The organism is Sphingobium sp. TomMM15, assembly GCF_055397045.1.
Map to the genome: position 1 here is coordinate 137,368 of NZ_AP027316.1, position 23,160 is coordinate 160,527.

16 protein-coding genes are annotated in these 23,160 nt (G+C 59.2%); 11 read left to right on the forward strand and 5 right to left on the reverse strand.

Features of this window, described 5'->3' with window-relative positions:
* Nucleotides 1-73: 73 nt before the first annotated feature.
* Together ACZ51H_RS17640 and ACZ51H_RS17645 are read right to left on the reverse strand one after the other, a co-directional pair.
* Nucleotides 74-1,090 (reverse strand): ParB/RepB/Spo0J family partition protein, encoded by a 1,017-nt coding sequence (locus ACZ51H_RS17640; protein WP_062121805.1) that lies wholly within the window; start codon nucleotides 1,088-1,090, stop codon nucleotides 74-76.
* The gene (locus tag ACZ51H_RS17645; RefSeq protein WP_464803700.1) at nucleotides 1,087-2,286 is read right to left on the reverse strand and encodes an AAA family ATPase; all 1,200 of its coding nucleotides are present in this window, start codon (nucleotides 2,284-2,286) and stop codon (nucleotides 1,087-1,089) included. Before ACZ51H_RS17645 ends, ACZ51H_RS17640 begins: the two co-directional genes overlap by 4 nt.
* 678 nt (nucleotides 2,287-2,964) lie before the next feature.
* On the opposite strand from ACZ51H_RS17645, the gene ACZ51H_RS17650 reads away from it, so the two are divergent.
* The 7 genes from ACZ51H_RS17650 (at nucleotide 2,965) to ACZ51H_RS17680 (ending at nucleotide 12,475) form a co-directional block, all read left to right on the forward strand.
* Nucleotides 2,965-3,138, forward strand: a complete 174-nt coding sequence (locus tag ACZ51H_RS17650; RefSeq protein WP_464803701.1) for a DUF6771 family protein — start codon at nucleotides 2,965-2,967, stop codon at nucleotides 3,136-3,138.
* A gap of 151 nt (nucleotides 3,139-3,289) precedes the next feature.
* Nucleotides 3,290-4,471: an ATP-binding protein gene (locus tag ACZ51H_RS17655; RefSeq protein ID WP_464803702.1), complete on the forward strand. Its 1,182-nt coding sequence runs from the start codon at nucleotides 3,290-3,292 to the stop codon at nucleotides 4,469-4,471.
* A 197-nt stretch (nucleotides 4,472-4,668) separates the two neighbouring features.
* A complete protein-coding gene (locus ACZ51H_RS17660) occupies nucleotides 4,669-5,583 on the forward strand; it encodes a tyrosine-type recombinase/integrase (RefSeq protein WP_464803526.1) in 915 nt (304 codons plus the stop codon).
* A gap of 4 nt (nucleotides 5,584-5,587) precedes the next feature.
* Nucleotides 5,588-6,781: an IS91 family transposase gene (locus tag ACZ51H_RS17665; RefSeq protein ID WP_464803527.1), complete on the forward strand. Its 1,194-nt coding sequence runs from the start codon at nucleotides 5,588-5,590 to the stop codon at nucleotides 6,779-6,781.
* 681 nt (nucleotides 6,782-7,462) lie between these two features.
* Nucleotides 7,463-10,783: a hypothetical protein gene (locus ACZ51H_RS17670; RefSeq protein WP_464803703.1), complete on the forward strand. Its 3,321-nt coding sequence runs from the start codon at nucleotides 7,463-7,465 to the stop codon at nucleotides 10,781-10,783.
* On the forward strand, nucleotides 10,773-11,255 hold the full coding sequence (locus ACZ51H_RS17675) for a response regulator (protein ID WP_464803493.1): 483 nt from the start codon (nucleotides 10,773-10,775) through the stop codon (nucleotides 11,253-11,255). The genes ACZ51H_RS17670 and ACZ51H_RS17675 overlap by 11 nt, the downstream gene beginning before the upstream one ends.
* On the forward strand, nucleotides 11,252-12,475 hold the full coding sequence (locus ACZ51H_RS17680; protein ID WP_464803494.1) for a phosphorylase family protein: 1,224 nt from the start codon (nucleotides 11,252-11,254) through the stop codon (nucleotides 12,473-12,475). Before ACZ51H_RS17675 ends, ACZ51H_RS17680 begins: the two co-directional genes overlap by 4 nt.
* 361 nt (nucleotides 12,476-12,836) lie before the next feature.
* On the opposite strand, the gene ACZ51H_RS17685 is transcribed toward ACZ51H_RS17680, so the two are convergent.
* The 3 genes from ACZ51H_RS17685 to ACZ51H_RS17695 are packed head-to-tail and all read right to left on the reverse strand — an operon-like array spanning nucleotide 12,837 to nucleotide 16,314.
* On the reverse strand, nucleotides 12,837-13,766 hold the full coding sequence (locus ACZ51H_RS17685; RefSeq protein ID WP_464803495.1) for a Gfo/Idh/MocA family protein: 930 nt from the start codon (nucleotides 13,764-13,766) through the stop codon (nucleotides 12,837-12,839).
* Nucleotides 13,763-14,740, reverse strand: a complete 978-nt coding sequence (gene araD1 / locus ACZ51H_RS17690; RefSeq protein WP_464803496.1) for an AraD1 family protein — start codon at nucleotides 14,738-14,740, stop codon at nucleotides 13,763-13,765. Before araD1 ends, ACZ51H_RS17685 begins: the two co-directional genes overlap by 4 nt.
* Nucleotides 14,737-16,314: an aldehyde dehydrogenase (NADP(+)) gene (locus tag ACZ51H_RS17695; RefSeq protein ID WP_464803497.1), complete on the reverse strand. Its 1,578-nt coding sequence runs from the start codon at nucleotides 16,312-16,314 to the stop codon at nucleotides 14,737-14,739. Before ACZ51H_RS17695 ends, araD1 begins: the two co-directional genes overlap by 4 nt.
* Nucleotides 16,315-16,925: 611 nt before the next feature.
* On the opposite strand from ACZ51H_RS17695, the gene ACZ51H_RS17700 reads away from it, so the two are divergent.
* The 4 genes from ACZ51H_RS17700 (at nucleotide 16,926) to ACZ51H_RS17715 (ending at nucleotide 23,141) form a co-directional block, all read left to right on the forward strand.
* Nucleotides 16,926-17,618, forward strand: coding sequence for a hypothetical protein (locus ACZ51H_RS17700; protein WP_464803498.1), 693 nt, complete (start codon nucleotides 16,926-16,928; stop codon nucleotides 17,616-17,618).
* Between the two features lie 42 nt (nucleotides 17,619-17,660).
* The gene (locus tag ACZ51H_RS17705; RefSeq protein ID WP_464803499.1) at nucleotides 17,661-19,118 is read left to right on the forward strand and encodes an alpha/beta hydrolase domain-containing protein; all 1,458 of its coding nucleotides are present in this window, start codon (nucleotides 17,661-17,663) and stop codon (nucleotides 19,116-19,118) included.
* 273 nt (nucleotides 19,119-19,391) lie between these two features.
* Nucleotides 19,392-21,908: a TonB-dependent receptor gene (locus ACZ51H_RS17710; RefSeq protein WP_464803500.1), complete on the forward strand. Its 2,517-nt coding sequence runs from the start codon at nucleotides 19,392-19,394 to the stop codon at nucleotides 21,906-21,908.
* A 168-nt stretch (nucleotides 21,909-22,076) separates the two neighbouring features.
* Nucleotides 22,077-23,141, forward strand: coding sequence for an alpha/beta hydrolase (locus ACZ51H_RS17715; protein WP_464803501.1), 1,065 nt, complete (start codon nucleotides 22,077-22,079; stop codon nucleotides 23,139-23,141).
* Nucleotides 23,142-23,160 lie beyond the last annotated feature (19 nt).

A 23,160-nucleotide genomic window follows, 5' to 3' on the forward strand; every position in this document is an offset into this window, starting at 1 on the left:
AGACAACTGATTGAAAACAAACGATAAATAGCCAATTCTCAGAGTGGCGAAATCGCTGCTTTCCCAGGTGGCTTTAACCGACATTACCGGCCGGTCTCTTTAAAATCTTGGCCCGTTCGATCAGCGGCCTTAGTGCCTCAAGAATGTCGTCCGCAGAGAGATCTGTGGGGTTAATTGTAATTGTGAGTCCCCGGGCTCGATCGCGGTCAACCTGACCAATCGCCGAGCCGTTCGCCTCGATCGCGGTCTTCTGCACTCGGCCAGCCCGGCTCGTCGTCGCCTTAATGAGGCGAGCCACTACATCGGCGCCACTTATCGGCTCCTCATCCCCGGATTGCCGAAAGCTCTGTTCGGCGGCAATTTCCTGTGCAGCAGCTATCATCTTTTCACGCAATGCCGGATTGCGGAGCGCGGGAAGGAGCTTATCGCCATGGCGAACCTGTAGGTCCATCGGCGAATGGAATGCGCTGATGATTGATTGCGGAATTTCCGTGAGCCCAATGTAACGAGACAACATCGACTTAGAGAGCTTCACCCGGTCAGCGAGGCGGGCCTGAACGCCGTCGTAGTAAGCTTCGACTGCTGCCTTGTAGTTCGAGCCCCGCTCGAGATCGGAGATGTCCTCGCGCTCGCGATTTTCGATATCGGCGAGCCTGAAAGCGGCCTCATCATCGAGATCCTCGATGATCGCGACTAGCTCGATATCGGGATAGTGGTTGGCATTCAGCCAGGAAATTGCCCAGTGTCGCCGCGTCCCGATGACCAACTCATATTCGAGCGCGGCCTTCTTCGTCCGACGAACGACTACGGGGATCCGGTTGCCGTTCTCCGCCTGAATTGAATCGATGAGGCTGCGAACGCGGTCTTCGGTGAGCAGCGCATAGTCGCGCGCATTGCCCGGCCAAATCGAGCATTCCGATGGTTTCAGCCGGATTGTCGGGCGCTTCACCATTCGAGCAGCTTCTGTAAAGCCCTCAAGCCGGCGCGCAGTGAACGTGCGCGCCCCTCCGGTTTGCGTTGTTTCGACCTCAGGTGCGAGCTCGGGCCCCGGCGTCGCAAGCGCTTCACCGATGAGAGACCGCCGACTCACGCTGCGACGCTCGCTACGGTATCATTGGCGTGCTTCGAAATGCTTTGCGAAGGCCACTGCTCTCGGATTTGCTGAAGGACCTCGTGGAATACCGAATCGAGATTGTCACGGCACCGCTGATAGGTGGCATGCGCAGCGGAAGGCTTGCTTTCATAGATCGAGCGGAACGCCTGCGTCGCGTTCTTGATCTCCTCGGATGCCAAAATGGGCTGGCTCAGGAGGAAGTTCGCGTAGGTCGCTTGCATCATCTTCCACATGTCGGCCTCACCAGGCTTACTCGGTGTGTAGGTCGAGCACACCACTCGAATAAAGCCGTAATCGACAGGTGTGTCATTCTCTTCAAGAATTTCGATATTGTCTGCAATTGTATCCATAAAATGGATCGTCGATAGGTAATCGAGCTGCCGTGCGGGAACAGGCACTAGGAGGCCAGTTGCAGCCGCCATCACGTTCAAGCCCAGGAAGCCCATAGCTGGGGGCGGGTCGAGCAAGATAACGTCAAAGTCTTTAGTAACGCTTTGGATGCCAATGCGCAGCCGTTGCAGGCCCTCTCGGACAGCCTGACCGCCTTCACGCAACGTAGCGGTCAAGTCCCACTCTGCATCTTGGAGTCCCAGACTGGATGGGACTATCTTAATCGTCGGCCATGCGGTCTCGTGAATTGCTTCGCGGAAATCATCAAAGGTGCTTCGCGGTGACAAAAAGTTGCCGAGGGTCTTCTCCTCATCGAAGAGTGTCTCCGGCTGAATGTCGAACATTGTGGTCGTTGACGCCTGCGGGTCACAGTCGATAACGAGGACGCTGTATCCATGCAGCGCTAGATAGTCCGCGAAATGCTTGGTGATCGTGCTCTTGCCCACGCCCCCTTTGAAGTTTTGGACAGCGACCACGACAGCGTCTTCATCTATCGCTTTGCCGGGATGGATGTGTAGCGCTTCACGGATCTTGGTCAGGTCCTCAAGCGTGTAGTAACGACGTCCGTTGCCAAGCTGCTTTGGCGGGGCGAGCCTTCCCTCCTTCTCCGCCTTTGCCAGCGCTTCGGGCGTGCGTCCAACCAGCTCCGCTGCCGCGGTAGGCCCAAACGCGAGGTCCAGAACCTTGCGATCCGTGGGCTTAAACACGACCGACTTTACTCTGTCGCGCATCATCTCACACGAGCGGGTCATCGTCCGAAGCGTGTTTACCGTATATGACATGCTCGAGAACCTCCCATCGGATCCAGCCACGTAGACCCGGTTGGTGTTCCATGCCCTAAAATCGGATCGAAAGTCAAACTGACCCAACAATCGCGCGCAAATACCTAATCGCTTCTTTCCGGAGCAAGTTCGACAGGGTAGGCGTGCAATCGGTCAATCGAGCCCCAACTGACATGCTAAGGCTCCACACATGTTTTGCCGAAATGGTGGCAAAGCGGGGCGGCTTGCTCGGGCGGGATGGGGGCCCCCGAACTGCCGTCTATTCAAACGCATCTTGCGCGCGTTCGAAGAGAGCGACGCATGGTTTGTTTTCAAAGCGCGACGTATAGAAAATGCTGTCCACCGCCGTCGCACGGTGGATTGGCCGCTTATTTCCCAAGTGCGTGCATAGGCCGCGCCGCGCAGGTCCGCGAAAGAGAGACCCAGACTAGACACGCCTGCGAGGCCCTGGCGAAAGATCTCAGAACGTTCCTGAAAGATCGAACGACGATCGAAACTGTGCCCGATCGGGTGCTGAAGGATGCGTTGCGACGCGTACAGCACGCTGAGGAACATAAGCGTGACAACTCATCGGAGAGGAGACGCGCCGGTCACTCGCCCGACTGAAAGCGATAGCGGAACACAGCTCAGGATTGCTGCATTGCGTGGCCGGTCATCAGGCGGCATATGCCGCCAGCGATGGATGAGAATATGACCGCGATGATTCTTCGCGTTATCGAGCGTGCACCACAATGGTTGCGCCATGATCTGGAATCGAAAGATGCCAGCGTGCGTCGGCGTGCCGAGGAAACCCTGGCAGCGATGATCGCTGATGCTCTGGGTAACGGGACGGCTGAGAACTCGGTGGAATAGAGCAGGGAGGTTCGCTCTGGCGCCATGTGGAGGCCCAGCCCAGCATTCCCGCCACTCTCGTTCGGCACATAGGGAAGCGGTTTCCGGCGTGCCAAGATCAAGCGATGTTAGGACAGTTTACAGAAATTCCCTAACCTGACATAACATCGCTATGGATGCTCGAAGGAACCCCTTTGCGCCTGGCGCTGGAACTCCCCCTCCTGAGCTTGCTGGGCGCGGTGCGCTGCTGGAGCGCAACGCGGTTGCGCTCGATCGCATCCGCATGGGCCGGTCGGCGCGACCAAGCATTTTGTATGGTTTGCGGGGCGTCGGGAAGACCGTGCTGCTCTCGACTATGCGGGACGCAGCCGAATCGGAAGGCATGACGATTGTCGCCATCGAGGCGCCAGAAAATCGATCGCTCCCCGGTATTCTCGTGCCTGCGCTTCGGGCCGCCCTGTTGCGCCTCGACCGACTGAAACAGGCGTCAGCGGGGGTGAAGCGGGCGCTTCAGGCGCTTGCTGGCTTTGCCAAGCTCAAGGTCAAATATGATGACCTGGAGGTGGCGTTGGATTTCGAACCCGAGGCGGGCCTCGCCGACAGCGGCGACCTTGAGGCGGATCTGGCAGACCTGATCGTGGCCGTGGGCGAAGCGGCCAAGGAACGAAAGAGCGCCGTCATTCTGGTGATCGATGAGCTACAATATGTGCCGGAGGAGCAACTGGCCGCCCTGATCAGCGCGCTGCATCGTGCCAATCAAAAACAGCTTCCCGTAACGATGCTGGCAGCCGGCCTGCCGCAGCTGCTGGGACAAATGGGTCGGGCAAAATCCTATGCTGAGCGCCTGTTCGAATTTGTCGCCGTTGGGCCACTCGACGATGAGGCGGCTCGCGAGGCTATCCGCCTGCCGATCGAGCGCGAAGAGGAGTCGATCGACGATGACGCTCTCGATGAGATCATCGCGCAAACCAAAGGCTATCCCTACTTCCTCCAGGAGTGGGGGAAACATGGCTGGGATGTCGCGGATGCATCGCCCATCACCGCCCAGGACATCGCGGCTGCCACCAAGGGTGCCCTCGCTGAACTGGACGCCAGTTTCTTCCGCGTGCGCTTCGACAGGCTAACGCCTGGAGAAAAGCGCTACCTTCGTGCAATGGCGAGCCTTGGCCCAGGCCCGCATCGCTCGGGTGATGTGGCAGATGCCATGGGAGTGAAGGTATCCAGCGTCGCACCGACCCGGAACAGCTTGATCGCCAAAGGAATGTTATACAGCCCCGCACATGGCGACACGGCATTTACCGTGCCGCTCTTCGACACTTACATGCGACGCGTCATGCCGGAAACTCCCCTGTGAAAACGATTGCGCGAAAGCGTGCCACCGAGGGACCCCGGGGCAGGTTTGGGACTGGCATTGGGACTTGTACGAACCCGCTGACGCGGGATGGGCACCCGGATTTGAAGTCCCGCTGATGATCTGAGAACAGCACTACAGTTGAGCACTGCTCGGGTTGGGCAGAGCATCGCGACTCCTTTCAACCAAGGAGCCGAACGATGAGCAGCTATCTTTCCCAAGTTCCCGCCAACTCGCTACGCCAGCGCATGATCGACGACATGAACATGCGTCGATATTCGCGGGAGACACAGCGCAACTATGTTCGCGATGTCGCGCGGTTCGCAACCTATCTGGGGCGGCCGCCAGACACCGCGACAGCCGAAGACCTGCGGCAGTTCCAGATCGATCAGCGGGCTTCGGGCATGGGCGTGCCGACCATGAACAGCATCGTCGCGGCGCTGCGCTTCTTTTTCACGCATACGCTCGATCGACCTGACCTTTCCCGCAAGCTCTTTACAGTCAAGCACCCACGCGCTTTGCCCGTCGTCCTCAGCCCCGATGAAGTTGCACGTCTGCTCGACGCAACCACCTGCCTCAAGCATCAGGCCGCGCTATCGGTGGCTTACGGCGCAGGCCTGCGCGTCGCCGAGGTGGCGATGCTCAAGGTTCGCGACATCGACAGCGAGCGGATGTTACTCCGGGTAGAACGCGGCAAAGGCGGGCAATATCGCAATGCGATCCTCCCGGCTGACCTGCTCATCCTGTTGCGCGAGTGGTGGAGGGTCGGACGGCAGCAGGGCGTGATGCATGCCGATGGCTGGCTGTTCCCCGGGCAGCATGAGATGAAGCCGATCAGTACGCGCCATCTCCATCGGATCGTCGCCGAAGCCGCGCGCTCGGCCGGCATCACGAAGAAGGTCGGCCCCCACACTTTGCGGCATAGCTTTGCCACGCATTTGCTGGAGGACGGTGTCAACATCCGCGTCATCCAGGCCTTGCTGGGACACGCGAAGCTGGAGACCACGGCATTTTATACCAAGGTCGCGACCCGGACTGCCCGCGCCGTCATCAGTCCGCTCGACAAGCTGGCTTTGCTCCCGGCGCCACAGCCACAGGTGTCGCCGGACGGCTGAGCCGTTGCCCGGTGACCATGAGGTCGCCGACATCTTCCGCGCTGCCGGGCCGGCCTATCGTGCCGCCCATGCCGGACATCTGAGTCTTACCCAGCTCAAGGTGATGACGGCGATCGAGAACTGCCGCACAGCTGCCCTAGGCGGTCATGTCGAAGCCTGCGAGGACTGCGGGCATTGGCGGATCGCCTATAATAGCTGTCGGAACCGGCACTGCCCCAAGTGCCAGGGTGCAGCCGCGCGTACTTGGCTGGCGGAGCGCGAGGCCGATCTGCTGCCCGTCGGCTACTTTCACGTCGTCTTCACGTTGCCAGCCGAGATCGCCGACATCGCCTTCCATAACAAGGCCCTGCTTTACGGCCTGCTGTTCCGTACGGCGTCTGAGACGATGCTGACGATCGCGGCCGATCGGAAGCATCTTGGCGCCCGCATCGGCATCACCGCCGTGCTCCACACATGGGGCTCAGCGATGACCCATCACCCGCATGTGCATATGATCGTGCCGGGTGGTGGCATCGCGCCAGACGGGACAGGGTGGATATCGTCGCGCCCCACGTTCCTGCTGCCCGTGCGAGTTCTGGGTGCGCTGTTCCGCCGGCTGTTCCTCGCTCGGCTGATCCAGTTGCACCAGGCTGGCAGGCTCGCCTTCTTCGGATCACTTGCCCCGCTCGCCGAACGGCGAGCCTTCCTGCGCCATATCGCCCCTATCCGTAAGAAGCGCTGGGTGGTCTATGCCAAGCCGCCCTTCGCCGGACCGGGGGCGGTGCTCGCCTATCTGTCGCGCTACACGCACCGGGTTGCCATATCGAACCGGCGTCTCCTGGCTTTTGACGGCAACAGCGTCACTCTGCGCTACAAGGATTATCGCAAGGATGGCGCCGATCGCCAGTGCGTCATGACGCTCCCAGCCGACGAGTTTATCCGCCGGTTCCTGCTCCACGTCCTGCCACGCGGCTTCCACCGCATTCGGCATTATGGCCTGCTCGCCAGTTCCGCCCGCAAGGCCAACCTCGCTCTCGCCCGCCAGCTGCTCGACGTCGCGGCCGTGCCCGAGGATCCCGGCACCGAAGATCCGGTCGATCCTCGTCCACCATGCCCATGCTGCGGCGGCCACATGGTCATCATCGAGACCTTCGAGCGGTGGCGACAGCCGCGCGCTCCTCCGATGGAGACTCTGCCTGCCCGGGAGCTTGTGTCATGACCCGGCATGACCCGTCCGTCATCTCTCCCGCGAGACCGCCTTCGCGGGACAGGATCGCCCCTGTGCCTATCGCCATCTCCGGCGGGCAAGGACGATTACGACCAGGCAGAAAGCGGCGTCTTGCCATCCCTGACGACCATCGGACTGACCTGACCATGGGCAGATCGCTATGCCCCGTCATCGCCTCAGAGGCATCCAGGCTGTACCGAAAACCGAAATCCCCATAACGTATCGCCTGCAGCACCGCGGGTCGTACATGTCAGGCTTTCGTACGCCTGACGGCGCCCGAAACTCTTCGACATTCGAGACTGTCGGCTTTTGGATCGTAAAGCGTTAGAGCCGACATATCTAGTAATGCGCAATTTTACCTTATTTCTGGAAAGCTCGGCTATTAGGTCATCAGACGTTAAGTAGAATGTCTCGGTCGCATTACACGGGAGTTGCAAACAGGCACGAAATGTCAGAATGCCTTGCACGTGCCGACTGTATCTCAATAATAGGGAGCAGCTGACCGAAAGCCAGAGGGGAAGTGCAATTCCGGAACTGCCCGAGCCCCCCGCTTCTCAGCGGGCGTTTATCGATCAACAACATCGGTTTCGCGGAATCGTAGCTGACCTGAGGTCACGTCGCTTTGTGAAAGACCAGCGAACGCCGCCCGCGCGTCGATTCCGGGCAGGGTTGATGGAGTGGCTGCTAGATGCTCGCGCGGCGGTCGAGCCGGATCATTATTTCGTCTTGCTTGAATGGATGGTCGATCTCGCGTCAACCCAGTTATCCGAGATCGTCGCCACACCGATTGCTTATGATGAGCTCGGGGGAGTGTACACTCGCGCCCCCAAGGTGTCCCTTGAGCGTGAGCTCCTTTGGATTACGCAACGCATTCGCTCTGAGGTCCGCCGGCTGTCTGCTTTCATAAAAGCGCGAGACGAGATCCAGCAAACCATTTTTCTCGGGAAATACGACGACGCGCTCAGCGCGCTTGAAATTGTCGAAAAGGCACTCGGCGCTTCGTTGTGGCTGGTGCAACTCCGTCTAGCCATAGAGCAACTTGCCGGGGGGCTTGAGCGTCAGAAGCAATATTCGGCGCAGGTCCGTGGCATCTACCGCCAAGGCATGCTTCCTTTTGTGACTTACCATACGAGTGTCCGGAACGAAGACCGCTCGACTCTGACTAAGTTTCTCATCGACATAGAGGATCGAATTGCACGCCACACGCGCTTCGATGACGCTGTTAAAACGTACGTGAGATTTCGCCTCAAAGATGAATTTCCGGCGACCAATGCAGGACTGGCGGACATATTGCGTGTTGAGCAAAGTCACGGCATCATTGACCTTTACGAAACGTTCGTTGCCGTTCTGCAGGAAATCGCGTCCCGGGGGCTCGATCACACAGCAGGCGAACTAATTGCTCGTTGCCTTGATGCGATCGATATCGATGATTTTCGATTAGCAAAAATTCGAGAGTTGATCTTGGGCGAGAGTAGCCCGCACGCTCTGGCACGTGATCGCCGATTATCGGATGCAATGTTTGGAGGTCAGCACAGGCTGGCAAGACGGATCGCCTTGGCAGAGCGATTGAGTTATTCTCCCGACCCATGGCGGTATGTGTATGCGGGATTTGCACTCAGCACTGGTCGTGACCGCGGCGCTGTTGCAGCACGACCTACCGCTATAGCAGAACTAGTCGCGCGCGTGCAGAGCCGCCGCGACGGGTCTGATGATGCGGCAGCGCAGTTGGCGAAGCTTGCTCTAAACCTGCATGGCTTGCCTTTAGGAGCCGGTTTGTTCCAATTCATCCGTCAACTGCGTCGCGCTACACCTGATGCAGCTTGGCAGCCTTGGTTAATTGGTTTGAACAGCCCTTATGCGGGACCCGAGGATCGCGCTTGGAACCGAGGCTGCTCGATCGACGCTGATCAAGACAGCGTGACTGCCCGTACATGGTATGAAGCTTCTTGCCCTGGAACCGATCAGACCTATCCATCGCGACTGGCCCGCGCTGCCGGGTTTCTCCATAGGGCGGACTTCGCAAGGGCCGTAGAAGCACTCGGAGAGAGCGATACCTCATGGCCTGCGTCGCTGCGTTCCCTGCGCGCTTTGCTCCTGCTCAACGCTCTTTATTCGTATGGCGATCGCCAAGGCACTATTGAACTAATCGCCAACGAGGGTTCGCGCAGCGCTACGCATGCACGGTTTCTGCCAGTAGATATTGCGTTGCGCGATTATGGCTGGAGTGATTTCAAGGCAGTCTCGCATCCTTTAGCAGCCCCGATAGCTCTTCACATGCTTTGGGCCGCAGGGGAATCCGCTGTTATCGCGTCCCAAATGCGCTTTGCCACCGGCGCCGCGATGCGGCGGCTCGGGGTAGCACGGCCGTCAGAAATCGACATTCAGCTGCCCGGCGCCGCTCGCCACGAGCTGATTTACTTTCTTCGTTACGTCTGCGTTCCAGAAATACTCGATCTGTCCCGCCTATTCCGAAGCACACGAGCAATCATGGAAGAGCGACAAAATATCTGTTCGTTGCTTGTCGACATCGATCCGCTTAATCGACATGTCCATCAAGCTGAACTCGAAGAGATTGCTAATAATCTGGCCCTAGATGAGGGACGCTGGATCGTCGACAGCACGCGTATTCATGTCGATAGCGGAGCGCTTGTCCGCTGGGCAGAAAGAACTCTTGCGGAGGATTTTGAGCGTTACCGGGACCTTGCCAGCGTTTCGGTGATCGAGCCGCAGAACTTCGACGAAGTTCTGCGTGAGCTTGCAACCCAGCCAGCGCAACGGACGTCGTTCGTCCCACAAAGCGAAGCCGACGCCGTTTTGGTCAGCATCCTCCGTCGGATCGGCGAAGAATTCTTAGCTAATGCCAGCTTTGGGCTAGATTTCTATCTATCAAAGCGTATTCGTCATCAGTCATTCATCGGACTGATCCGTGGCCCACTGGAGTTTTCCGGCCTGATAACGACGCGGGAAACCGAAGCCGCCGATTATCATCGCAATGATACATGGGTAGAGAAATTTACCACCTGCGAGCCCGACACGCGCGATGGCATTGATGCTGCGCTGCGGCAGTTCGCGGCCCAATTCGACGAAAAGCTTGGTGAAGCCAAGGAAACCTATTTGCACTTGAGGAGCGCAGACAAGCCGCTGGGGATGATTGTCCTTTCGCTCGATGACCGCTTAATCCGACTTGCGCGTGCAGTCGTCGACCTAGGGCATAACTTCCGCGAGTTCCTTCCCGTCGCGATTTCGATCCTTTGGGCAGCGATCGACCCCTCGCTCGCAGCAATACAGGATTTTATTGGGATCAAGATCAAGGAAAGCCTTATCAAGGAGTTCGACACAGTGCGTGCTAAGGTGCGGGACATCGCTGAATGCGATCCTGCCTGGCTAGAATTCGACGCGGCTATGGGCAAAGCATCGACTGAAGTCCAAGTGAAGCTCGATGAGGCTTCTCACTGGTTTGTTCATGCTGACACCCTCAAGCATCAACAGTTGTTCACGCTCCAACAAATGTTGGCTATCGGCGTTGACACAGCTCTGAAGGTTCAACGCGGATACGCTCCCATTGTCACACAGCGTGCCGAAGGCGAAGTCAGCTTTTTCGCGCCGGCGCTGGTTTTTTGCAATGACGTCCTTTTCGTGGGACTTGGCAACGCGCGAAAGCATTCAGGACTTAGATCACCACGGATCGACATTTCGGCGAGCTGGGAGCCCGATGACGAAACGATCAGCTTTGAGATCATCAGCGACTGCAAAACAGCGAGCCGCCAAGAGAAAGAAAAGCAGGCGAACATCATCCGGAAGGCAATCGCTGAAGGCACCCATGCCCCGCGAACGCGTACCGAGGAAGGCAGTGGTTTCGCGAAGCTTGCGGCGGTAGTTGAACAGTCGGAGCGCGGCAAAATTGAGTTCGGATTCACAGATGAAGGGCGTTTCCGTCTAAAAGTCACGTATGCGGTCGTGATGTTGAACCAGGAGCTTAGCGATGAGGGCTGAACCGCACATCCTGATCGTCGAGGACGAAGCTCCAAAAAGTAAGCATATCGAGGATCTGGTGATGAGCCTCGCCCCCACGGCACGCCTTTCCACAGCCCGGTCGGTGAATTCGGCCCTCGACTGCCTTGCAGACGAGCAAGTCGATTTGCTCTTGCTCGATATGTCACTGCCCACGTTTGATGTCGGTGAGCGGGAATCCGGCGGTCGTCCGCAAGCATTCGGTGGTACCGAGGTTCTCCGGCACATGACAATGGCTGAGATTGCTTGTCCGACCGTCGTCATCACGGGCTATGAAGGTTTCACCCGGGATGGAGGAGCGATGGTGGACCTCCCAAAGCTGCGTGAAGAATTGTCAGAAGAATTTCCGGCGCTTTTACGCGCAGTTCTTCATTATAACTCAACATTGGATGAGTGGCGGACCGTATTAGCTGCGACAATACGTGTCTCCGGAGTCTCGGGGATACTATCATGAAAATTCTGATCGTCGATGATGCGCCGCAGCGCTACGGCCGCCTTGTGAGCGCGCTTGAAGTAGTGGGCATCACGCGCGATATGATCGACATTGTGCCATGCGCTAACGATGCAAGAGACCGCATGGCGACAGTCGGTTATGATCTACTCGTCTTAGACGTTTATCTCCCACTCTGGCCGGAAAGTTCTCGCGCCGTTCAACACTCGATTGACCTTCTGTTCGAAATTCGCGAGGGAGAAGTCGCTAACATCCCTAGATACGTTATTGGTATCACGGCGGATACTGCAATCGCCGGTGAGGCCTTGGCGCAATTCGAGGACTGGACATGGTCCGTTCTCCAATATGCAGATGACAATGATGATTGGGTTGTAAGAGCGACTAACTGCGCCAAGTTTGCGAGTGACCAACGTAGCAATTCGGGGTCTACTCCTGCCGACCAGATCGATTTAGCGATTGTCTGTGCTCTCGCTGAGCCGGAAGAATCGGAGGTCCTGAAGCTTCCTTGGAACTGGTCTGCGCCCCGGCCTATAAACGACATGGTGTTCGTACGGGACGGAGTAGTGGAGGTGGATGGCAAGCCGTTTACCGTCTGTATCACTACCGCACCGCGGATGGGAATGGTGTCGACAGCCTTGCGTGGCGCTGCCGTAATCTCCGCCTTACGGCCGCGCTTGCTCGCGATGACCGGAATTTGTGCGGGTGTGCGCGGTAAAGTGCAGTTAGGCGAGGTGTTGTTTGCCGACCCAGCCTGGGATTTCCAGAGCGGAAAGCGAGTTAAAGACAAAGAAAACACGCAGTTCTCGATCCGCCCGCACCATCTTCCGGCACCCGCGCGCGTAAGGTCCCACATCGAACAGATTCGAGGGGACAAGGAGGCTTTAATTAAACTAACGGCAGATTTTCCAGGCAAAGCGCTTAGCGTCATCAACGTGATCCCGGGACCGGTCGCTTCCGGATCCGCGGTGCTCGCAGACGGGGAGGTTATCAAAGAAATCCGTGCTCAACACGGTGAGCTTATTGGCGTGGAAATGGAAATCTACGGCCTGTTTGCCGCAGCCCAAATGGCTGCGAGCCCTCAGCCGCTTTGCTTTGCCCTCAAGGGCGTTTGTGATTTCGCAGATCCCGACAAGGCAGATGAAGCGCAGCAATTTGCAGCCTATGCTAGTGCACGAGTGCTGCAGCTATTGATCGAGCGCTTCGGCAGGCGCCTGATACAATGAGAGGGCGCGCCGATTACGCGACTTAGCGAAGCATATATTGAACAGCTGACCGTCCGCACTTGCCTTCCGAAATTTCGTCTTGGAGCGGCTGGAAAGGGTCGTAAGCGCGGATCAGGAATGGTCACCTGGCATCAAGGTTGCTGATCCCCAAAAGCTGTCGAACTTCGTCAGGTCCAAAAGTTCAGATGGCTCTCTGCCGGCACTATGACCGATTTATCTCGGTCAACCGGCGCTCAGAGCTAAGCCTGGCGAACTGCGCATGTAAAACGTTCGCTTGCGCTATGGTGACTGCTGACCAGCCACTGCCGGGTAGGAAATTTGGCCCTGCGGATCCATCTCCGCCGGGCCCTAAACGTTTTCCTCAATCCTCGAACGCTGCGGTGGGGGTGTGTTCGCCGCACAGGAAGGCGTCGGCCACTAGCCGCAACGGCGCGACGTCGAGGTCGATCGCCTTGTCTGCGATCAGCTTGACGAAGCGGCGGTACATGGCTGGATATTCCTCGTCGGGCGCTTCCATCTGCACTTCGCCTTCCAACTGTAGCATGTTGCCGCCTTCGGACAGCAGCAGGTTGCCGTCATCGGTGTTGATCGCGATGTCCCAGGTTTGCCGACCGGTCTGCCGCCAATCGAACACCGCCTCAATGGGAGCGCCCGACGCGGCCACCATATTCAATTCGGCGCCGATCGGCGCCTGCTTGTTCGCGGGCACCTCCAGCCGGGCCGACAGTAGAGCGATGGGTTCGGCCACGATTTCCGTCAGGATCGACAGGGCGTTGATGCCCGGATCGAAGACGCCAAAGCCGCCGGCTTCCCAAATCCACGGCTGGCGGGGATGCCAATGGCGGACATCCTCGCGCCATTGGATCGACACATGCTTGATGGTGCGTTCTGCGAGCCAAGCCTTGGCCGGGGCCACAGCAGCGGCATAGCGGCTGTGCCAGCTGGCATAGAGCGTCACGCCCTGACGCTCGGCGATGTCGATCAGCGCTTCGACTTCGGACACGGTCGCGCCCGGCGGCTTTTCCAGAAAGACATGCTTGCCCGCCAGCAGCGCCTGCCTTGCCGCTTCATAGCGGACCTGCGGCGGCTGGCAGAGGATGATGGCATCAAGGTCGGGCTCCCCCGCCAGCATCTCCTCAATCGTGCCGTAATTGTTCAGCCCTTCGCCCTGCGCATTGCGGCTGGCGACCGCGGCAAGTTCGATGCCGTCCGTTTTGTCGATCGCGGGCAGGTGCTGGTCCCGCGCGATCTTGCCCAGGCCGACCAGGCCCGCCTTGATGGTGCCGGTCATAGCGCGCGCACCTTTGCCTTGCCCTCGTCAGCGGCGCGTTTCAGCGCATTGCGGACAGGCATGGTGAAGGGAGCAGCCGCGACTTCGAAGACGTCGCCTTCCCGCGTCGTGAAACCGTCGGAAAAGGAGAGGGTGGCCGTGCCAAAGAAATGGACGTGCACGTCGCCCGGACGACGGAACGGGGCATATTTAAAATGATGATGCTCCAGATTTTCGATCGTGTGCGACATGTTCGTCTCTCCCGACAGGAAGGGCTTTTCCCACACCGTCTCGCCGTTGCGGAGGATGCGGCTGGTGCCGCGCACATCGGCTGGCAGCTCGCCCAGCAGCAGTTCCGGACCCAACGAAGCTTGCCGCAACTTGCTATGGGCAAGCCACAGATAATTGCCTCGTTCGGTCACATGATCGGAAAATTCATTGCCAATGCAAAAGCCCAGACGCACCGGCATGCCGGCCGCGTCGATCAGGTAGATGCCCGCAATTTCCGGTTCCTCGCTGCCATCTTCGGAAAAGGCCGGCATGACGAAATCGTCGCCCGGATTGACCAGGCTCTGGCCGTCGCCCTTGTAGAACCATTCGGGCTGCACGCCGATGGCTTCGCCTTCTGGTTTGCCGCCTTCCAGGCCCATCAGGAACATGCGCATGGAATCGGTAAGGTTGCCCGCGGCGGCAGCCTTGTGCATCTGGTCGCGTCCTTCGGCTGATCCCAGATGGGTAAGGCCGGTTCCAGCCACCAGCAGGTGCGCCGGGTCGTCATGGTCGATGGGGACGAGCAGGGTTACGGTGGTCAGATCGACTGCCTCGCCCAGCTTCGGTTCGGTGAAGGCGGCAAGGCTCTGCCCCGCGGCGATGGCGTCCAGGGCCAGCTGGCGGGTAGAGGCCACCCCCGTCACCCGGCGCGCCGCGCCCGTTTCGTCGAGCGCCGCGACGCCCCGCACATCGCCCTGCGCGAATTGGATCAGCGATCTGATCATGCTGCGATCTCCAGCTTGCCTTCCACCCGCCGGGTGAGCTTCCACGGATTGGCGGCCTGTAATGGCGGGGGCAGCAGCGCGTCGGGCAGATCCTGATAGCAGACCGGCCGCAGGAAACGCATCATCGCGAGCGTTCCGACCGATGTCGTGCGGCCATCCGATGTGGCGGGGAAGGGGCCGCCATGCACCATCGCATGAGTCACCTCGACCCCGGTGGGCCAGCCGTTGGTCAGGATGCGGCCGGCCTTGCGCGAGAGGGCGGGCAACAGCTTCGCCGCATCGGCGCTATCCGCATCTTCCATATGGAGCGTCGCGGTCAACTGCCCTTCAAGACCGGAGATGGTTTCGATCGCTTCATCGATGGTGCGGCATTTTAGCAGGATCGATGAAGAGCCAAACACCTCATGCGCCAGCGCGGGATTGTTGCGGAACCGTTCTGCTTCGGTCGCGAAGAAGGCGTGCTTGCCCCGGTTCGCGCCCTCGGCATCCGCGCCGCGCGCTAGGGTCGTGACGCCTTCGGCTGTCTGAAGCGCGGCCACGCCCTTTTCGAACGACGCGTGGATATCGGGGGTCAGCATGACCTGCGGCTGGCTGGCGCTCAGCGCTTCGGCCGCAGCCGCCACGAAGCGATCCAGATCGGGTCCTTCCAGCGCGATGACGAGGCCGGGATTGGTGCAGAACTGCCCCGATCCCATGGTGAGCGACCCCACAAAGGCCGCGCCAAGGGCGTCCGCCCGAGCAGCCAAAGCGCCCGGCAGCAGGATGACGGGATTGATGCTGCTCATTTCGGCATAGACGGGGATCGGTTCGGCGCGGTTGGCCGCGATCTGCATCAGCGCGATGCCGCCACCCCGCGATCCAGTGAAGCCCACCGCCTTGATGCGTGGATCGCTGACCAGCGCGCCGCCCAGTTCATGGGTCGCGCCGGGCAGATAGGAGAAGACACCCTCGTGCAGGCCGCATGCCTTGACCGCCTTCTGCACGGCGCGGGCGACCAGTTCGCCGGTGCCGGGGTGGGCGGGATGCCCCTTCACCACCACGGGACAACCGGCGGCGAAAGCCGAGGCCGTGTCGCCGCCCGCGGTCGAAAAGGCGAGGGGGAAGTTCGATGCGCCGAACACCGCGACCGGACCCAGCGGCTGGTTGACGCGGCGCAAGTCGCTGCGCGGCGCGGGCAGGCGCTCAGGCAGCGCGGCATCGATCGTCGCGTCCAGCCAATCGCCCTGCCGGACATAGCTGGCGAAGAGGCGCAACTGCCCGACGGTCCGGCCGCGTTCGCCCTCCAGCCGGGGGTGAGGAAGGCCGGATTCCGCCATGGCCGTTTCGATGAGGATATCGCCGATGGCCAGAATCTGCTCGGCGACGGCTTCCAGGAAATTGGCCCGCGCATCGGGGCTCAGCGTCGAAAAGCTTTCGAAGGCCGCTTCCGCCAGCGCGCAGGCATCGGCAACATCGGCAGGAGAAGCATTGGCGAAGGCCACTCCGCCCTTGTCCCCTGTGGAAGGATGGATGGCAAAGAAGGGATCGCCGCCACGGCGCTCTTCGGCGCCGACCAGAATGGCTCCATTGAACATGATTTCTCCTGAATTCGACTGACGTTGTTGCGACGTACGCTCGATCAAAAACGCTTTGGGCTTGACCGATGCGGAAAGGGTGAGACCGAGTCATCCACTACGCCCCACCCCGCGCGAGGTGATGACCTATTTCTCATCTTCCAGCACTGCTCCCGGACGCCACCATATACTCATACAAATGATAGTTCAACGTGATCCCTGATGATGACTATTACTTCGATGTTCGAAGCGACGTCGTGACTATCGCCCCACCTTCACCACATCCTTTTGCAGGCCTATCATAGAGTGCAGCCATGCTATCAGGCATATGCAGAACAATTTCACAAGTGTGACGTCGAGTCTGGGGCAGGCGTTCCGGCGGTGCCGTCGACCAGCAAACGGCACCATTCACTTGTACTTCAGTAGAGCCACAATTCGACTTGCTTATCTATGAGTTTTCTGAGAAGCATTTGGAAAAGTTGTATGGATTCGTTATTTGTTTCAGCTAAAGGGCTGTGCCAAACAAGAGATCCCGCCCGGTAAGTGGGAATTGACGGATGGAAGAAGCAAGTTCGCCGCACCGCACACGCCGCCAGTTCTTGCACGGGGGCATTGCATTGGCGTCTCTGCCATTGGCAGCAAGGCCGGCGCTCGCCATCCCAGTGGGGCAGGCAGTGCAATCCAATATGACGCTTGGCTGGTCATTTATCGCGAAGCGACCCGGAATCAACGCCACGCAACTTTTCCAGGATTATGAAGGGCGCCATGCCCCCGGCGCAGTCCCCGTTTTCGCGAAATGGGGCATCATCCATTATGAGCGCAACTATGTACGCCGCGCAGTTGGCACCCGTCCGCCATTCGACATTATTTCGGAATTTGGCTCCCGCGCGGGCGCGAGCAGACCAAGCCTTTGCGGCAAGCCGAACGATCCAAACTGGGCAAGCAGCTATGCGATGGAGGTCCGCGAAACGCTCATCTCCGGCGCGCCATTGCCCTTCCTAAAGGGACCCATACTCAAACGTGCGATCCTGCTGCGGCGACCGGTTGACACCTCTGCGGACAGCTTCGCGCAGGGGGCTGCCCAGTTCGCGGCGGCCGTGGCGCAAAGTTTTGGCGCAATGAGCGACCGCATCAACCTCTATATGCAGTCAGGACCCATCGAGGACGTCCTCGAGTGCAAACCCGTCAGCTCCATATGCGAAGCTGTGGTGATGATCTGGCCAAAGGACGGCATCTCGCTGCCGGACAGCCTTCCCGCGCCCGGGTCGGTTGCGATCTCGTCCATGATCGATCTGGAGGCATTCGCGTCGGAGATCCCGGCGTAGCGGCCGCGCAAATATTCTCCAGCAGGAAATAGGAGAGCATAGATGATTTTAGAGCACCGCCGCGGGTTTCTCGGCGCATCCATTGCTTTTGCAGCTGTTGTGACGGCAGGCATGTCGTTTGCGTCCCCCGCCCGGGACGGGATGGCGGGACCGACCGCCAAGGTGGAGGCGCCCATCACCGGCGGCAACGGACGCATCTTCGCGGCGTCTGCGGTGGACCTCAAGCCCTATGGCTATACCGAACAGGAATATGTCGTCTCCGGCAAGGCGCATGCTTTCCAGCCAGCGCCGGGCACCAGCCTGACCAGCGACGGCCGCTGGACATTCGTGCCCGCAGGTCCCGATCAACCCTATCGCACGCGGATGATCGTGCGGCGGCCTCCCGCAGCGAAGTTCAACGGCACCGTCGTGATCGAGTTCATGCAGGAATATTTCAGCCGCGAGGCCGATACCAATTTCCGGTGGAACGCGGAAACCTTGCTGCGCAACGGCTTCGGCTGGGTAGGCGTTTCGCTGCATCGCGAGGGCGTGAACGGACCGCCGCCGGGTAAGGAGTTCGCCACTTACACCGGGTCGAACCAGAACATCAAAATCCCGCTCGGTCCGCCGCTGACCAAATGGGATCCTGCGCGTTACGGAACGCTGTCCATCCCCAATTCCGAAATGTCCTACGACATTCTAAGCCAGGTCGCGCGCGCCGTGGGGCCGCATCGCCCTCGCACCGGCATCGACCCGTTTCAGGGCTTGAAGGTCCGCCACGTCATGGCCGTAGGCGACACGATCGCGGGCGCCAGGCTGACTACCTACGTCAATGGCGTGCAGAAAAGGGCACGCGCGATTGATGGTTTCGTCATCAAAGATACGATGAACCCGCTGCGGCTCGGCGGCATCGAACCGATGAAGGACGCGCAACTGCGCACCGATGTGAAGGTGCCGGTAATCCAATTCTGGGCGGCGGGGCCCTTGCGCGTACCCCTTGCCGAAGGGCCGATGCTGCGCGTGTGGAGTGCGGCCGGATCGGGCCACACCACCGGGCCGTACATGCAAAGGGTGGCAAAGACCAACGCGCGCGATCTTCCCGGCGCCAATTCTGCCGACACACAACCTTGCGCCGCGGACTTCGCCAATAACTTCCCGGTGCAATATATTTCCGGCAGCGCCATCATGTGGGTGCATCGCTGGATGAATGGCGGCTCGCCTGCGCCACATTTTCCTCGGGTCGAAGCCGGCAAAGAGGACGAACATGGCAATATGGTGGGCGGCATTCGAACGCCCTGGGTCGATGTGCCTATTGCTCGCTACGATATCGGCGGGACCTGCCTCGGCACCGCCGGACTGACCCACTGGTTCGATCAGGCGAAGCTGAAGGCGCTTTATGGCACCCCCGGCAATTATCTGGCGAAGTTCACCGCCTCAGCACAGGAAGCTGAAAAGAGGGGTATTCTTCAAAAGGCGGACATGGAAGCTGCAATTCGCGAAGCGGCCAGGGTTAAGTTCTAGAATATTGACCTACGATCACAATTTCCTGTCGGGGCAGTTTCAGCGAGGAAATTTCGGCGTGTCTTTCTCGAACATGCTGACTCTGCTCGGAAAAGTCCCTGGTGGAAAGTCTATTGAATTGGGACGATCCTGTTTCGTTAAATGACTTGCCCTTTCTATTATGTCAGAGTATTTCTGTCTTGCGGGAAGAGAATCCGGATACGGGTCACTGCCGCTTTTAGGAGGCACGGTCTCGATAGATCGACGGCTGTAGAGCCGGTAGGAGGGGATGATATGACGACAGGAACAAGTCGGGCCGCCGCGCTCTTTTCGGGCGTTGCGCTTTGGACAGTCGGGTTGGCGGCGGCAGCGCAGGCTCAAGTTGGCCAACCAGCCAGTGGGGCGGATGCTTTGCCCGCCAGCTCTGCTTCGACGCAGGCCACCGAAAGTAGCAACAGCAACGACATCATCGTAACGGCGACGCGCCGCAACGAGCGTCTCCAGGATGTGCCGGTAACGGTTACTGCAATCACCAGCGCGCAGATCGAAAACCTGCAAATCAAGAATTTTCAGGATATTCAGGCGCTCTCGCCTGGCCTGTCCTTCCGCCAGTCCGGCGCACAGGGGACGGTCACATCGCTGCGCGGTATCAGCAGCACCGTTACCACTTCTGCTCCCGCGGCCGTGGTCATTTACTTCAACGAAGTACCTGTCAACGACTTCGTCGCATTTCAGGGCATTTATGACATCGGGCAGATCGAGGTGTTGCGCGGTCCGCAGGGAACGCTTCGCGGCGTAGCGGCACCTGTCGGCTCAATCACCATTGGCACGCGCAGGCCTGATCTTAATGAATATGGCGGCACCTTCATAGCGACGGGAACCGACCAGCCGAGCTTCAACGGGCAAGCGGCAGTCAACGTTCCTATCATCAAGGAAAAGCTGGCTGTCCGTATTGCCGGATTGTTCGACGCCAACCGTAACGGCGATCTTCACAACCCGGTGACTGGCGTGAAGTCTCATGCGAATACCAAGAGCATTCGCGCCTCGGTACTGTTCCAGCCGACCAACCCGCTCAGCATATTCGCCTATTATCAATATATGCGGGCCAACACCTATGACCTTACCCGGGTTGAAGGCACCGGTTTTGTGCCGAACGCGATACAGCCGTTCCCGGCCGGTTACAACGGACCTGCCATCAATGACGGCCGCGATGGGGTCGCTGTTCAGGAGAATACTACTCTTCGGCAGTTTACTTCGAACAATATGTCAATCAACGCCAAGCTTGATATCGCTGATGAGGCGACTCTGAGTTACATATTCGGCATCTCCCAGTTTAAATCCTATACGGGGCTTAATTCAGGAGACACCGACACAGGCAACGCTGTTCTCAATTACTCCCCAGGTCAGCTTTTCCTCGTTGATACCAAAGGCACGATGCACGAATTGCGGCTCGACTCAAAGGGAGGTGACCGCTGGTTCGACTATTCTGTCGGCTTGAACTATCTTAAGAACGCAAACCGCGTGCCCACGAATGTTGGGGCGAACCGAGGGTATGTCGTTGCGCCCGGTTCTAATCCCCCGTCAGGACCTGCTACCTTGCTGGGCAGCGACATCCTTATACCGGAAACGCGAGTTGAAAAATCAGCCTTTGCCAGCGCCACCGTTCACCTTCCAACGCGTACGGACATCACCTTTGGCGCACGCCGCATTCACTTCAAGCGGGATCAAGGCTTCCAGTTCTGGCTGACTACCAACGGGGCGCGTGACACCCTCGCCATCCCGCTGCCCCCACCACTGCCCCCGCTCGTTCTTCAGACGCCGACTCAGCCGCTGCTCAATTCACCCTCGAGCCGGGACATCAAGGCGTGGGTATATGACGCCAAGATCGTGCAGCATTTAGATAATGATAAAATCATCTACTTCTCCTATGGCCGCGGTTTTCGCGGTCCGGGCGCCAATCGCGGCGTCGATCTTCCGGCTCTCGACTTCCTTCGGACCCTGACTCCGGAGAAGAGCGACTCCTATGAAGTCGGATTTAAGGGCGACTTCTTCGACCGACGTATCCGTTTTAACTTTGACGTCTTCCAGCAGGATTATAAAGGCTTCAATAGTGTCGCGGGTGATGTTCCGTTCTGTACCGGATCCGGACAGGCTCAAGGACTTTGCGGGACTGCGTTCGGTGTAGGCTCTGGACAGGTGGTCTTCCCTGGAGATGCTCGCGTCCGCGGCTTTGAGGCCGAATTGTCGGCCAACATTACTGATCGTTGGACGGCATCAGGTACGGTCGCCTATGCCAAGTCGCAATTTAAGAATGCGCAGGTGCCATTCCGTCCTGATTTAAATGGCGATGGCGTGCCTGACACCAACGATGAGCTAGCCGGGGCATTTACGGCCGCCAATCCGATTTTCTTTAGGACCTCCAACGGGCCCATTTCTGAAGTTCCCAAATGGAACTTTACCGTTCAGTCGGAATATACACAGCCGTTGGCCGGTAACATGGAGGGGTTCATCCGTGGTCTGTTCTCCTATCAGGGCAAGAGGACGGAAGTTTCCGGGGCAAATACTTACGCCGCGGAACCGATCCTGAATCTCTATGTCGGTGCTCGCGAGATTGTCCCGGGTCTTGAGCTAACGCTGTTTGCGAGGAACATCTTCGACACGCAGAAGCTGACCTTCAAGGGTTCGGACATCGTCGCCAACGTTCCGGGCTCCTCGACCAATCCTCTGATCAACACGGGATATCATGAGGTCCGCTACGGAGCGCCGCGCGAAATCGGCATCACTGCCCGCTTCCGTTTCGGCAGCGACTGAGTATCTCTATAAGGGGGCGAACTGGGGATCGGAAGCTGGCTTCCGATCCCCTTTTTGCAACCAGCATCAGAAGAACTGGCCCGGAAAAGATTCTTGATCTCTGGCATCTGGACGGCGCGTGGGATGGGAGGCTAACGCTGGCTCGGCAATTTGCAAAAGGACAACAGTATGAACTTTAGCCGCAGGGAAATGGGGCTGCTTGCCGGGGCCGGACTCGTGTCGCTGGCGGGGCAGGGGAAAATCGCTGAAGCCGCCACATCAGCGGCGGCACCCATTACCGCTGCCGACATCACCCCGTTCGTACATCCCGAACTGCGCTCCCTCGTTCCAATCTTCCTTAAATATCAGTCGAACGGCGAAATGACCAAGGATGCGCTGCCAGGACTGCGCAAGATGCTGGGCGGCGCCCCGGCCGATCCCGCTGCGCGCATGGTCCGCGTCCCCGGCGCCCGTGGCGCGCCCGACGTTTCCGTCTATGTCCTGAATGAGAAAGCGGGCGCATCCGGTCGCCCTGCGATCCTTCACACTCATGGCGGTGGCTTCATCGCTGGCAACGCGGCGTCTGAGACGGGCAAGTTGCTGAAGCTTGCCAAGGCGCTCGACTGCGTGATCGTAACCGTGGAATACCGCCTCGCGCCCGAAACGCCTTTCCCCGGCCCGCTGGAGGATTGTTATGCCGCCCTCAAATGGCTGCACGGTAATGCGGCGGCGCTGGGCGTTGATCCTGGCCGTATCGCTTTGATGGGGGGCAGCGCCGGGGGTGGGCTTGCCGCCATGCTGGCCATCGCGGCGCGGGACAGGGGCGAAGTGCCCATCCTGTTCCAGATGCTGATCTACCCAATGCTTGACGATCGCACAGGCAGCACGCGCGCCGTGCCGTCCCCGATCGGTACCATCACCTGGACAGCAACCGCCAACCGTTTTGGCTGGTCATCTTTCCTCGGCATGAAGGCTGGTTCGTCGCATCCGCCCAAGGGCGCGGTGCCCGCCCGGGTTGAAAGCGTCAAGGGCTTGCCGCCAACTTTCATCGGCGTGGGATCGATCGACCTGTTCGTGCAGGAAGATGTGGAATATGCCAACCGCCTGATGGCTGCGGGCATTCCGACCCAGCTCCTCGTAGTGCCCGGCGCATTCCACGGTTTTGAAGGATCAGCCCCTAGGGCAGGCATCTCGCAACGCTTCGAAGCCGCGGTGCAACAGGCCCTGGCAGACGCATTCACATTGAAGTGGTGAGGGCGGCGCACCTCTCCGG